Source organism: Dyella sp. (assembly GCF_036746095.1).
Taxonomy (GTDB): domain Bacteria; phylum Pseudomonadota; class Gammaproteobacteria; order Xanthomonadales; family Rhodanobacteraceae; genus Dyella_B.
In genome coordinates this window covers 1-12,353 of sequence record NZ_DAIOEU010000006.1, presented here as the reverse complement: position 1 = coordinate 12,353, position 12,353 = coordinate 1, and the positions used below count along the sequence as shown (strand labels likewise).

The 12,353-nt window shown below is 61.9% G+C and carries 14 protein-coding genes and 1 tRNA gene; 8 read left to right on the top strand and 7 right to left on the bottom strand.

Translation table 11 applies throughout. From position 1 onward, the window contains the following. The first annotated feature begins 98 nt into the window (after positions 1–98). The 3 genes from mprF (at position 99) to V7M64_RS04475 (ending at position 3,850) form a co-directional block, all read left to right on the top strand. Positions 99–2,702 carry a bifunctional lysylphosphatidylglycerol flippase/synthetase MprF gene (gene mprF / locus V7M64_RS04485; protein WP_333677341.1) on the top strand — a complete coding sequence of 868 codons (2,604 nt, stop codon included), beginning with the start codon at positions 99–101 and terminating at the stop codon, positions 2,700–2,702. Continuing rightward, the gene (locus tag V7M64_RS04480) at positions 2,699–3,475 is read left to right on the top strand and encodes an AcvB/VirJ family lysyl-phosphatidylglycerol hydrolase (RefSeq protein WP_333677339.1); all 777 of its coding nucleotides are present in this window, start codon (positions 2,699–2,701) and stop codon (positions 3,473–3,475) included. The genes mprF and V7M64_RS04480 overlap by 4 nt, the downstream gene beginning before the upstream one ends. Positions 3,476–3,676: 201 nt before the next feature. Next, a complete protein-coding gene (locus V7M64_RS04475; RefSeq protein ID WP_324150237.1) occupies positions 3,677–3,850 on the top strand; it encodes a DUF1328 family protein in 174 nt (57 codons plus the stop codon). Between the two features lie 80 nt (positions 3,851–3,930). Here V7M64_RS04475 and V7M64_RS04470 read toward each other — a convergent pair whose 3' ends face one another. Then, positions 3,931–4,767 carry a class I SAM-dependent methyltransferase gene (locus V7M64_RS04470; RefSeq protein ID WP_333677338.1) on the bottom strand — a complete coding sequence of 279 codons (837 nt, stop codon included), beginning with the start codon at positions 4,765–4,767 and terminating at the stop codon, positions 3,931–3,933. Positions 4,768–4,788: 21 nt separating this feature from the next. Between V7M64_RS04470 and V7M64_RS04465 the strand changes: the two genes are divergently transcribed. Further along, positions 4,789–5,253 carry a GNAT family N-acetyltransferase gene (locus V7M64_RS04465; RefSeq protein ID WP_333677337.1) on the top strand — a complete coding sequence of 155 codons (465 nt, stop codon included), beginning with the start codon at positions 4,789–4,791 and terminating at the stop codon, positions 5,251–5,253. A gap of 56 nt (positions 5,254–5,309) precedes the next feature. On the opposite strand, the gene V7M64_RS04460 is transcribed toward V7M64_RS04465, so the two are convergent. The 4 genes from V7M64_RS04460 to V7M64_RS04445 all read right to left on the bottom strand — a co-directional run bounded on the left by V7M64_RS04460 (position 5,310) and on the right by V7M64_RS04445 (position 8,255). After that, the gene (locus tag V7M64_RS04460; protein WP_333677336.1) at positions 5,310–6,161 is read right to left on the bottom strand and encodes a lysophospholipase; all 852 of its coding nucleotides are present in this window, start codon (positions 6,159–6,161) and stop codon (positions 5,310–5,312) included. 87 nt (positions 6,162–6,248) lie between these two features. Continuing rightward, positions 6,249–6,998, bottom strand: a complete 750-nt coding sequence (locus V7M64_RS04455) for a DUF4386 domain-containing protein (RefSeq protein WP_333677335.1) — start codon at positions 6,996–6,998, stop codon at positions 6,249–6,251. A gap of 198 nt (positions 6,999–7,196) precedes the next feature. Then, a complete protein-coding gene (locus V7M64_RS04450; RefSeq protein ID WP_333677333.1) occupies positions 7,197–7,340 on the bottom strand; it encodes a hypothetical protein in 144 nt (47 codons plus the stop codon). Between the two features lie 75 nt (positions 7,341–7,415). Further along, the gene (locus V7M64_RS04445) at positions 7,416–8,255 is read right to left on the bottom strand and encodes an AraC family transcriptional regulator (RefSeq protein WP_333677332.1); all 840 of its coding nucleotides are present in this window, start codon (positions 8,253–8,255) and stop codon (positions 7,416–7,418) included. Between the two features lie 163 nt (positions 8,256–8,418). On the opposite strand from V7M64_RS04445, the gene V7M64_RS04440 reads away from it, so the two are divergent. Further along, the gene (locus V7M64_RS04440; RefSeq protein WP_333677330.1) at positions 8,419–9,303 is read left to right on the top strand and encodes an isocitrate lyase/phosphoenolpyruvate mutase family protein; all 885 of its coding nucleotides are present in this window, start codon (positions 8,419–8,421) and stop codon (positions 9,301–9,303) included. 266 nt (positions 9,304–9,569) lie between these two features. Here V7M64_RS04440 and bla read toward each other — a convergent pair whose 3' ends face one another. Beyond that, positions 9,570–10,517, bottom strand: coding sequence for a class A beta-lactamase (bla, locus tag V7M64_RS04435; protein ID WP_333677328.1), 948 nt, complete (start codon positions 10,515–10,517; stop codon positions 9,570–9,572). A gap of 288 nt (positions 10,518–10,805) precedes the next feature. On the opposite strand from bla, the gene V7M64_RS04430 reads away from it, so the two are divergent. From V7M64_RS04430 to V7M64_RS04420, 3 genes are read left to right on the top strand one after another with little or no spacing between them, the layout of a single operon-like run. Next, positions 10,806–11,198, top strand: coding sequence for a metalloregulator ArsR/SmtB family transcription factor (locus tag V7M64_RS04430; RefSeq protein WP_333677326.1), 393 nt, complete (start codon positions 10,806–10,808; stop codon positions 11,196–11,198). Then, on the top strand, positions 11,195–11,683 hold the full coding sequence (locus V7M64_RS04425) for an ArsI/CadI family heavy metal resistance metalloenzyme (RefSeq protein WP_333677324.1): 489 nt from the start codon (positions 11,195–11,197) through the stop codon (positions 11,681–11,683). Before V7M64_RS04430 ends, V7M64_RS04425 begins: the two co-directional genes overlap by 4 nt. 53 nt (positions 11,684–11,736) lie before the next feature. After that, entirely contained in the window at positions 11,737–12,123 is a 387-nt protein-coding gene (locus V7M64_RS04420; RefSeq protein WP_333677322.1) for an arsenate reductase ArsC, read from the top strand. Between the two features lie 147 nt (positions 12,124–12,270). On the opposite strand, the gene V7M64_RS04415 is transcribed toward V7M64_RS04420, so the two are convergent. After that, positions 12,271–12,347: transfer RNA gene (locus tag V7M64_RS04415), tRNA-Arg, on the bottom strand. Positions 12,348–12,353 lie beyond the last annotated feature (6 nt).

The window sequence follows — 12,353 nt, the reverse complement described above, 5'->3', positions numbered from 1 at the left end:
GATCGACACTCCGCGATGGCAGGCCGCCAGTTACTGCCTGTCATGCCATGTATGGCACCATCGCGGCCTGGGGAATCGAGAGGCGAGGCAGTAGCAGCGTGGAGCAGCAAGGCGGGGCCGAAGTCCTTAGCCAAGAAGACGCCCTCAACCGCACCGGTCCGGTGTGGCTGCGTCGATTCGCCGGCCCGGTGTTGTCGGTGCTGATGCTGTGCCTGGCGTTGTGGGCGCTGTATCGGCTGGCCGGCGAGGTGAGCTATCACCAGGTGGGCGAATACATGCATCGGCTGCGCCGCGGACGCATCGGGCAGGCGATCGTGCTGACCGCGCTCGGCTATGCGGTGATGCCGCTGTATGACTTGTTCGCGCTCCATTCGATCGGCCGCACGCTGCCGAAACGGCGCGTGGCGCTGATCTCCTTCATCAGCTATGCCTTCAGCAATACGCTGGGCATGGCGATGCTGGTATCCGGTTCGATCCGCTATCGCTTCTATATCCAGGCCGGCTTGTCGACCTTGGATGTCGCCAAGGTGGTGCTGTTCTGCACGCTCAGTTTCTGGCTGGGCCTGTTCGCCATCACCGGCGCAACGCTGCTGCTGGTGCCGATTCCCTTAGGGCTTCCGCTGGCTCGCTGGCACTTGCTGCTGGGTATCGCGCTGTGCCTGATTCCTTTGCTATGGCTGGTTGGCGGAGCGCTGCTGCGGCGACCGATCAAGCTGTGGCGCTGGAAGGTGCAATTGCCGTCGGTGTCCGTGGGGCTGCGCCAGGTGTTCGTCGGTGCGCTCGACTGGGGGCTGGCCGCCGCCGTGCTGTATGCGCTGATGCCCGATTCGCTGGCGCTGCACTTCGGTTCGTTCCTGGCGATCTTTGCGCTGGCGCAGATCGCCGGCCTGATCAGCCACGTGCCCGGCGGACTGGGCGTGTTCGAAGCGGTGATGCTGGCAGGCTTCGGGGCGACCGGCAATCAAGCCTTGTCGGCGCCGATCCTCGGTGCGCTCGCCGCGTTCCGCGGCGTCTACTACCTGCTGCCGCTGTGCGCCGCGACCGTGGTCGTCGTCATCCGCGAAGCGCGCGGATTGCGCCAGGCAACGCTGCTCACGCCCTGGTTCAACGGATTGCTGCCGCCGTTCTTCGCCGGACTCACGCTGGTTTCCGGCGCGATACTGCTGTTCTCCGGCGCAACCGCCGTGCTGCCGGGCCGGTTGGAACTGTTGAGCGATCTGTTGCCGCTGCCGGTGATGGAGATTTCGCACTTCCTCAACAGCGTGATCGGCATGTCGCTGTTGATCCTGGCGCGCGGCCTGCAGCGCCGGCTCGATGCGGCCTATTGGTTGACGCTGGTGCTGCTGCTGGCCGGCGCGGTGGCGTCATTGCTCAAAGGCATCGACTACGAAGAAGCGGGCTTGCTGGTGCTGCTCGCGATCGCGCTCGCGCCGGCACATCGTTTGTTCTATCGCCGCGCATCGCTGTTCGACATCACGTTCTCGTTCGGCTGGCTGCTCGCCTGCGCAACGGTGCTGGGTTGCACGGTGTGGCTGGTGCTTTTCAGCTACCAGCACGTGGAATACCGCAATGACTTGTGGTGGCAATTCAGCTTCTACCACGGCAATGCGCCGCGCGCGCTGCGTGCACTGGTCGGCGCGACCGGCGTAGCTTTCCTGTTTGCGCTCACCACGCTGATCCGCTCGGCGCGCTCGCGCCCCACCCTGCCCGACGAAGCGGAACTGGCGCGCGCACTGCCGCTGCTCAAGCAGTACCACTCCGCCCAGGCCCACCTGGCACTGATGCGCGACAAGAGCCTGTTGTTCGACCCGGACGGCAAGGCTTTCATCATGTATGCCGTCGAAGGGCGCAGCTGGGTGGCGATGGGCGACCCGGTCGGCCGCGACGATCGTGCGCGGCAGGAACTGGTGTGGACGTTCCGCGAACGTTGCGAGCGCGGCGGCGGTTGGCCGGTGTTCTACCAGGTCACTCCGGACGATCTTGATCTTTATCTCGAAGTGGGCATGAGCCTGCTGAAGATCGGCGAAGAAGCGCGCGTACGGCTGGAGCAATTCAGCCTCGACGGCAAATCGAAGAAAGTGCTGCGCAATACCGTGAACAAGCTCGCGCGCGATGGCGTGCGCATGGAGATCGTGCCGCAGGCGCAAGTCCCGGCCCTGCTGCCGCAGCTCAAACCGATCTCAGACGCATGGCTGCGCGAAAAGCGCGTGCGCGAAAAAGGTTTTTCGCTCGGCGCATTCGATGAGCGCTATCTCGCACGCACGCCGATGGCCGTGGTGTGGCAGAACGACAGAATGGTGGCCTTCGCCAACGTGCTTCTCACCGACAGCATGGAAGAAGCCTCGGTCGACCTGATGCGCTATCTGCCGGATGCACCGCCAGGCCTGATGGATTACCTGTTCGTGGAACTGATGCAGTGGTCCAAGGCGCAGGGCTATCGTTGGTTCAACCTCGGCATGGCGCCGTTGTCGGGCTTGCAGAGCCGCCGCCAGGCACCGCTGTGGAACCGCTTCGGCGCGCTCATCTTCGGGCGTGGCGAGCGCTTCTATAATTTCCAGGGCCTGCACCGCTACAAGGACAAGTTCGACCCGGAGTGGGAGTCGCGGTACCTGGCAGCCCCGGGCGGCATTGCGTTGCCGGTGGTGCTCACCAATGTCGCCAGCCTGATCTCAGGCGGCTTAAGCGGAGTCGTGCGTCGATGAAGTTGCGTATTGCGGTGGTGGTGATCGTGCTGGCGATCATCGCGGTGCTGGCCATCTGGAAACCTTTCCCGCATCCCAGCCTGGAAGACGCCACCGTCAAGCTGATGCCCACCACACAGGCGCCGGCCGGCCACGATGACGTGGTGGCGATTTTCTATTCCGGCGACGGCGGCTGGCGCGATCTGGACCAGGAGCTCGGCAAGCGCTTGCAGGCGCATGGCGTGCCGGTGCTCGGCATCAGCTGCCTGGACTATTACTGGCGCATGCGTTCGCCGGAAGAATCCGCACACGACCTCGATGCGCTGATCAACCACTACACCACGCAGCTGCACAAGCAGAAGGTGTGGCTGATCGGCTTCTCGTTCGGCGCAGACGTGCTGCCCACCATCGTCAACAAGCTCAGCCCCGCCAATCGCGCGCGCATCACGCAAATGGTGCTGCTCTCGCCCAGTCAGGACGTGAACTTCGAGATCGAAATGGAAGGCTACATCATGGTGCGCGAGAACTGGCTGAAGACGCACCTGCAGGAAGCCAAGCAATGGATCAACCCGGTGCCGCACTATCCGGCCCTGCCGCCGATCGAGGCGCTACAGGACAAGCCGCCATTGGTTTGCTATTACGGCCGCGACGATGGCGACGACACCGTCTGCAACGATCCCAAGCTGCCCAAGTGGGTGAAGGTGTATGTGAAGCCGGGCGATCACCACTTTGACTACAACTACGACGGGCTGGCGATGCAGATGATCGGCGACTTGCCTAAGGACTCGCCGTAAGGCATTGCCAGCCTGGTAACGTGCATTGCACGCCACCCATACCGCGCCTGCACGCCTGCCATCCAAGATCTTCACCTCGCTGAATTGCCTAGGCCGCACGTACACCGCGCGTACGCGTCTTTCACGGGTGCATTGGTCGAATCAGTAACGCCGAACGCACTAACGCGCCCGGCTACTCAATCGATTCGGATGGAGATTGCCATGCTTTACTGGGCCGCCGTATTTTTCATCATCGCTATCATCGCCGCCGTGTTCGGTTTCGGCGGTATTGCCGCCGGGGCGGCGGGTATTGCGAAGATCCTGTTCGTGGTCTTCGTCATTCTGTTCGTGCTGTCGCTGATCTTTGGCGGCATACGCCGAGGCCCGCGCCCATAACGATAGACAACTCGACATGATGTGGATCTGGGCCGCAGCGCCGCGGGGCGCTGCGGCTTTTTTATTGCTTCAAAACGCGGCTAACGGCTGTGGAACAACGCAGGCCGGTGCGGAGTGCAGGCGTCGGTCGACAACCACGGTTCTTGAGCAATCACCGCCGTACCAGGTCCCAGGCTGCAAAGCCGGATGGTGCGATGCCTGGCTTCACACGCCAGCATGTCCAGCACGCTACGCAGCATGGCGCCGGTGAACGGCGTGTACAGATAAAACAGCGTGCCTTCCGACAAGCGCGCCTCGCGCACATCCTGCGCCAGGAATGTAGCGTTGCGGATGTTCAAGGCCTGCGCGCATTGCCGTGCACTCGCGACATAAGCGCGCTGCCACTCGATGCCGATGCAGCGCGCGGGCGTGCAAATAGCTGTCAGCAGCGCGACATGTCCCAGCCCCGCACCAAGGTCGACAACGGTATCGTTCACCGTGATCGACGCACGCTTGATGAAATCGAAGACATGCCGTGCCGGCGTGGGCTGGTAGAACACCATTTCCGCTGCCAGATCGAGCACCTCACCGGGCTCGGCAAGATCGAGCACGCCGCTGACCAGGGTATCCAGTGGATCGTAGCTTTCGTCGTCGCCATCGTGAGGCGTGGCCGCTGCCCACTGCAGCAGGCTGGCTGCACCGCGGCCTTGCTGGATGTCCTGGCGAAGGGATTGATAGAACTGCTGATTGATCGTTTCCAGTTCGCGCACCAGGTCTTCGATGCGGCTTTTAAGCGCGCATTCCCCGGCATCGCCATGGTGGACGAGCCAGCTTTCCAGTCGCTCGAGCATGTCGATGCGCCGGCACCATTGATCCGGCTGCTGCCACGATCGATCCTGTAGCATGCCGTCGAACACAAGTTGCACGTTGTTGACCATCGATCCTTCCGGGAATGCCGCATGACCAAGCCCCATACGATCAGGCCGGTTGAAGAAGCGGATTTTTCCGCCTGGCTGCCTTTATGGGAAGGCTACAACGCCTTCTATGGCAGGAGCGGTTCGACGGCGCTGTCGATGTACATCGTCCAGACAACGTGGCAGCGCTTCTTCGACGCCTACGAACCGGTCCATGCACTGGTGGCCGAACAGGACGGGAACCTGCTTGGCCTGGCGCATTACCTGTTCCACCGCAGCACCATCCAGATCGAACCCAGCTGCTATCTGCAGGATCTTTTCACCAGCGAGCCGGCCCGCGGCAAGGGCGTAGGCCGCGCCCTGATCGAGGCGGTTTATCGGGCGGCCGAGGCAGCGGGCTGCCGGCGCGTGTATTGGCATACGCACGAAACGAATGCCACCGCCATGCAGCTGTACGACACGTTGGCGGAGAAATCGGGTTTTGTCGTTTACCGCAAATCGCTGCCCTGATCGCTGGCGCGGGCTGGAGCGGGAAGCCGGGATCGCCTCCCAGCCTACGCATACCGCTAGAGATGGGTGCGCCGCAACCATTCGAGCAATTGCGCCAACACCTGGTGCCGCCCGGTCTCGGTTTCGTTGAACAGCTCATGGAACAAGGTATCGAAGAAGCGGGCGGTAAGTTGCTTTGTCGCCCACGCACCATTTGAGAAATCGCGGCTACCCGAGGGATCCACCAGGCGATCGCTGCCGGCGGCCAGCAACAGCGTCGGTACGCGCAATCGCCACGCATCGGCAATGCTCGACGCACCGGCGCGGAAAATGAAGTCGGCCAGACGCGGTGTTACCGAGCGCGAGCACAACGGATCGATGCGGTAGGCGTCGATCACTTTTGCATCGTGCGACAAGGCATCCAGCGGCGAGCCGTTGCGCAGCGGCAGGTTCGGAAGCACGCGTGCCAGTACGGCAGCCAGCCGACGCAACCAGGGCGCCTGATAGGGACGCAAAGCCGGTGACGACAGCACCAGCCCGGGCGGTTCCACGCGGCCATCGAGTACTGTCCGCACGGCAACCAGGCCACCCATGCTATGACCCAGTAGCAAGGGCGGCCGCCCGAGACTGGCCGAATAGTGTTCGTAGACCGTGGCCAGGTCGCTCAGCAAATCGTCACTGCGGCGCAACGCACCACGCTGGCCCGGCGTGCGGCCGTGTCCGCGCTGGTCGTAGCTGCGCACCGCATAGCCGTGCGCCAGGAACCACTGCGCCAGCGCTTCATAACGCCCGCTGTGCTCGCCCAGCCCATGCACGATCAACACGGCATGATGCGTCTGATGCCGCGGCCAATCGCGCAGAAACAACCGCTGGCCGTCGGCCATCGTCAGCCAAAGCACGCTCTCTTCTTGCTTGCCATGACGTGGCATGGGCCCCGCCTGTTCCTGTCTTTCCATAACAGCCCCCTTATTGGCCTGTCTACATTAGCCCTTGGCAGGCGGCGTGAGAACTGGCTCTCAGGGCATCCAGCTTGCCGTGCGCGGGTTCGTGGCCCATGCACGCCAGTTGTCGACATTCAAGCCGACGATGGCGAGCCACAGCGCCAGCGAACCTTCGCCAGGCAAACAGGGAAAAAGCAGGTAAGGCAGCAGCCACTCCTGCAACGCGGGGGAAATAAAACTGAGAAAGCCGTCGGAGAAATAACAGAAGCCGGACATGGCGAGCAGCACGCCGATGATCCGCGGCAAAAAGCCGGAGCGGAAAATCAAATAGCCGGCGAGTATTTCATCCAGTCCGTAAAAGACAAAGGAAATGAGCAGACCGGTGTCCTGCAATTGCAGCGAGAGATAGGACATGGCCTGCAACTGTGCCGGGCTGAACACCGCCATGGCACTGCTCTCGGCCGCAAGCTTCAACGGCATGTACGCGTTGACCATGTCGAGGCCTTCGATGGCGGTGCCGATCAGGCCGCAACTCATCGCAACGGCCGCCACCACGCCGTTGACCCGCCGGAACAGAATGAAGCTGATGACTTCATCCGGCACATTGCACAACAGCAGCACGATATGGGCGGCAAACCCCAACCGGAACAACGTTTCGTGCGCGGCAATATGCTGCATGGTCGCCACGGCATCGCCGGGCACGATCAATGCGTTGCGTACGTAGCCGATGTCGAACGCACCGGTCACGATACCTATCAGCGAAACGACGCCGACGATTCTTGCCAGCGTCCGCGGGGAAAACCGTTCCGAACCGGCATTAGCCATAAGCCCCCCTATGCCTGCACGACAACGAATCGGAAAGCCAGCCCAACGTGAGCATGCGCAGGTAAGGACGCAGCTTCGCGTGCCGAAAGTACTCCGGTCTTCGCCGCAAGGGGCTTGTATCGAACAACGCTCCCCTCCGTGGAAGCAAGGGAGGGCAGCGTTATTCGCAGGTATCGCAATGCTTGGCCGGAATACCTGTTACGCCCTACCCTTCGCACTGGCTTCGCGAAGCTTTTGCGCGCATTCCTCGCAGCACACTTCCACCACGCGACCACCGATGGTGACCTGGACAGCATTGTCGTCCAGCGCGTAGTCGCACACGGCGCAGGTTTTCTCGTTCATGACTTTCTCCTGATGTGACCCGTCAACGGGTACGTACAGGAAATCATTCGGCAAACCGGAGCGCTGTCGAATTCTTTAGGCGTTTGAAGGGCGGCTGGAGGTGCGGCGAAACTCGGCCGGCGATCGGCCGTAGGCCTGGCGGAACGCGCTGGTGAAATGGCTGTGGCTTGAAAAGCCAAGCGCCAAGGCCAACGCCGACAAATCGTCGTAGTGCTGGATGAGATCGAGCGAACGCGCCAGGCGCAACTGCAATTGATAGCGGTACAACGGCATGCCCTCGACCTGCCGGAATACCTGTGTGAGGTAGACCGGCGAGCCGCCGATTTCCTTGCCGATCTCGGCAAGCGTCCAGCGTCGCGAAAGGTCGCCGGCCAGCAGCACCTTCACGCGATCGGCAAGCCGTCGGCGCGCATGCGTCGAAGCAGGCTGCCGCGAGGTGCGCGGTCCGAGGCTGCGCGCAACCATGGTGAGCACCAGTGCCTCGGCTTCCAGCGGATCGATGCTGCCGTGCTCCAGGCCATGGCGCAGCAACGCCACCAGCGCCTGCGCACGTGCATCGATGCGCTGCGATTGTGCACGGAACGCCACATCGGCATCGGCCTGTAACAATGGCTTCGGCGCCAGTTCCTCCAGCAGTGCCTGGTCCAGCTGCAACGACAGGCAGGCATCGCCGCCGTCCAGCGGGTGGCTGACCTGATAGCCTTCTTGCGCATTGAAGAACAACACGTGGTTGGCGTCCGCCACGGCCTGCTCCTGCCCGACGTGACGGAGGTACAGCCCGCGATAGGGGAAGACCAACTGCGTGGCGGATGCGCACTCTTCCACGCTGCGATGGCGGCAAGTGCCGGTGCAATGGACGTTACGCAGCGTCAACGACTCCGTCGACAACAGCATTTTGGAGCTGAGCTCCGACATGGCGGCGCGTTACTTCTGCTTCATCGGGATTTCAGCTTAACAAGCCCGCCACGGGTTTTGCCTGTGCCGCGCGGCAACGGCTAAAGATTTTGACAGCGCACCCGGCCCATTCCATGGTCTGCTTTGCACGCCCGACAAGCGGGCGTGGACACAGGTCAAGCGCATGAATCGCGAGCAAAAAGAACGTGCCGAATCCTTCCATCGACTGCATGACGGCCCAGCGCCGCTGATGCTGCCCAATGCGTGGGACGTTGCCAGCGCACGAGTGATCGAAAATGCCGGCGCCAAGGCGATTGCCACCACCAGCGCGGGCATGGCCTGGTCGCTGGGGTATCGCGATGGCGAGCAGATGCCCGTGCAGCAACTGCTGGCTGGCTGCAAGCGCATCTGCCGGGCGGTGAAGGCGCCGGTCACCGTGGATATCGAACGCGGCTATGGACGTGAGGCGCAAGACACCGGCGATTTGGTGGCGGCACTGATCCAGCTTGGCGTGGTGGGCATCAATATGGAGGACGGCACCCTGCCCGGCACGCAAACACTGGCGCATCCCTCCGTGCTCAGCGCACGCATTGCCTGTGCGCGGACGATTGCGCGCGATCACGACCTGCGGCTGTTCATCAACGCACGCATCGACACGTATTTCTCTCAAGCCCTGCACGCCACCGCCAAGCTGGAAGAAACACGCTTACGCGCACTCGCCTATATCGATGCGGGTGCCGATGGCATCTTCGTTCCCGGTTTGGCCGATCTTGATGACATCGCCACACTGGCTCGCTCATTGCCGGTGCCGCTCAATATCTACGCCGGCTATCCAGGCGCGCCATCGTCACGGGCACTCGGCGAGCACGGCGTGCGTCGAATCAGCCTGGGCTGTGGCCCGATGCAGGCAGCGCTGGCGCATCTGGCGCGCATGGCAGCCGAAGCGATCGACAAAGGCCGTTACGACACGATGGGCGATAGGATGTTCACGGTGGCCGAAGCGAACGGCTTGTTTGCGGCTGTCGATTCCACCGATCGCAACGGCGCCGTCGTAGCAGCGATGACGTAACGCGGCACGATGCATCGTCGCCCCGGCGAAAGCCGGGGCCTAGTATCTTCCACGATGTTGCAAGCCGCCGGACCCCAGCACACTTTCCATATCCTTACGAAAGATGGACGTCGTCAATGACGCCGGGGATGGGACAGCTCGCGCATTGTGGCGCAGGCTGTCGTCGCATGAATGCAATGGCTTTCTGAGGATGGCGGCAAGCCAGAGCAGCCATGCCTACGCACGCAACGCCATCGCTACAAAATGAGAACTGGCAGCCTTTACTACTACTGCCGAACAGTTGTTTCCGATGCATCGCTCGATACCGCCTTGGCAATGTCGGCGTAGATGGCATCCCGCGCTGCCTTGTCCGCGCGCGAGCCGGTAAGGAACGCGGCAACGACAACCGTGTGGCCGTTTGGCCAGCTCATGATGCCGATGTCGTTATACGCAGCCGTTTTGCCTTCGAACGACACCGAGGTTCCGCATTTATCGGCCAGGCGCACGCCTTCCGGCAGACCGGCGCGCAAGCGGCGAGGAATCGCCTGCTTGTACATCAGCTCCAACAGCTGCCGCGTCGAGGTCGCCGACAGCAACTGGCCTTTCCAAAGCTGCTGTAGAAATTCGGCCGCCGCATCGGGCGTACTGCGATTGCGCGGATCGCTGAGATAATCGCGGTAGCCTCGGCGAAGTCGCGCAAGCGATTGCTGCGCGGTTTCGTCGGCAGGAATCTGCTCGCCGTGCGCGGTGCCATCGAAAACCCGATCGACGCCCGCTTCGTCCATATCCACGCGCATGCCGCCAATGCCATGCGCACGCACAAACGCCGTGACCACCTTCGGGCCGCCCACCAGCCGGACCAGTGCGTCAGCAGCCGTGTTGTCGCTTTCGCTTATCGCGGCCGTCAGCAGTTCGTTGACTGTGAACGTCATGCGGTCACCGCGAAAGTGCGCACCTATGGAGGGAACAGCGGAACCGCCCACGACGTCAGCACGCGTTATGGTTACCGCTTGCGCGAGCGAGAGACGTCCGTCGTCGATTTGCGCAAGCACGGTGGCGGCCACGGGTGCCTTGAAGACGCTCATCATCGGATAAGCGCGGGCTGCATTGATCCGCGCCCGTGCACCGGTATCCAGATCAAGCACGGTGACGCCCAGCAAGCCAGGGCGAGCGCGGGATGCAAGGTCTTTCAACGCTTGCGCGAGCGGCTTTGCCGTGTCGAAAGAAGAAGCCAAAACGGGTTGTCCTGCGCTCGCCCAAAGCAGCAAAACCGAGCAAACGAATAGCCGATATCTGCTGATCATCCAGAGCCGCCTTCAGGTCAAAGCGGCATCTTGCCAAGATGGCGAGCGACACGCGAGCAACGACGGGCGGGAAGCTGATGTGCTTTCCCGTCGGTTTCGAAGGTGCGCCCAACGGATGGCTGAACGCGCAGCTGCGCGATCCATCATGGTTTGTCCGGCCAGCAAGTAGCCGCGTCTCTTTAAAGACTTCGATGCGTACTTACGGCTGAGCGGAAAAACATGGCAAAGTCGCCGATTGACTTAATTCCATTTTTCTGGAACTATGGAATTATGAAGACCGAAACGGCGTTAGAGGTACTTGGCGCGCTCAGCCATGAATCACGACTGGCGGCATTCCGTCGTCTCGTTCAGGCGGGCCCTGAGGGCATGTCCGTCGGCGAACTTCGCGAGCACCTGGACCTCCCTCCGGCGACGCTCACCGCACATCTCAACATTCTCCGGGCGGCTGCACTGGTCAATGACCAGCGCGAAGGACGGGTCATTCGTGTCCGCGCAAACTATCTCCAGATGAATGAGCTGCTCGGTTATCTCACAGAAAATTGTTGCGAAGGCAAAGTCAGCTGCGTTCCCGCCACCCCATGCGTCCCACGCAAAACAGGAGCATCTCGATGAATCGCTTCCACGTGCATCTCAATGTCGCCGATCTGCCTTCCAGCGTACGGTTCTACTCGGAATTGTTCGCTGCTGAGCCGACGGTGCTCAAGCAGGATTATGCCAAGTGGATGCTCGACAACCCGCGGGTCAATTTCGCCATTTCCAACACCGGGCGAGCGCCGGGCATCGATCATCTTGGTATTCAAGTCGAAAGTGAGAGCGACCTTGCCGAGTTAGGCCATCGGCTGGATGAGGCGGGCGGTACGGTCATCCCCGAAGAAGCAACCGTCTGTTGCTATGCGCGGTCCGACAAGCTCTGGACCGAGGACCCCCAGGGCACGCGCTGGGAAACGTTCCACACCAAGGGCGATGCCACGACGTACTACGCGGGAGATTCTGCCTGCGCTACGGATGGCTCAACCTGTTCGCCTGACGTTCGAACGGTGAAGCCCAAGGTGGACAAGGGATCGAGTTGCTGCTCGCCACAGTCCGGCTGCTGCTGAAAAGGCAAGGGCGGCAACGTGGCCGGCATGATCAAGCCTCTGGATAACGCGTTATGAAACGCGTTCTATTCGTCTGCATCGAAAACTCCAATCGCAGCCAGATGGCTGAAGCTTTCGCGCATATCTACGGCGGCGACGGTGTCGAAGCGTACAGTGCAGGGTCCAAGCCCTCGGGGGTTATCAACCCGAAAGCAATCCGCTTCATGGATGAACTCGGCTATGACCTGACAGCGCATGCCTCCAAGTCGCTGGATGATGTCGCTGGCCAATTCGACGCAGTCATTACCATGGGTTGTGGCGACAGTTGTCCGTGGGTACCCGCAAAACGCCGCGAAGACTGGGGTCTTCCCGACCCCAAGCATATGGACGATGAGGGCTATCGCGCTGTCCGCGATGACATCGCAGCACGTGTGAAACAACTTCTGGCGGAACTGCGGTAACCCTCGCGCGCAAGCTATTGGCCCAATTCCTTGGCATGGCTTGGTTGCTGGCACGGTAGCGGGGTCGTGCACCCTGGACGTCCATCGACGTTTGTCCAAACGGACAAACCATGCTGGATCGCGCAGCAAGAACGGCAGTGTGCGAAATGGCGCGCCCGGAGGGATTCGAACCCCCGACCAATGGCTTCGGAAGCCACTACTCTATCCGGCTGAGCTACGGGCGCGTGGTG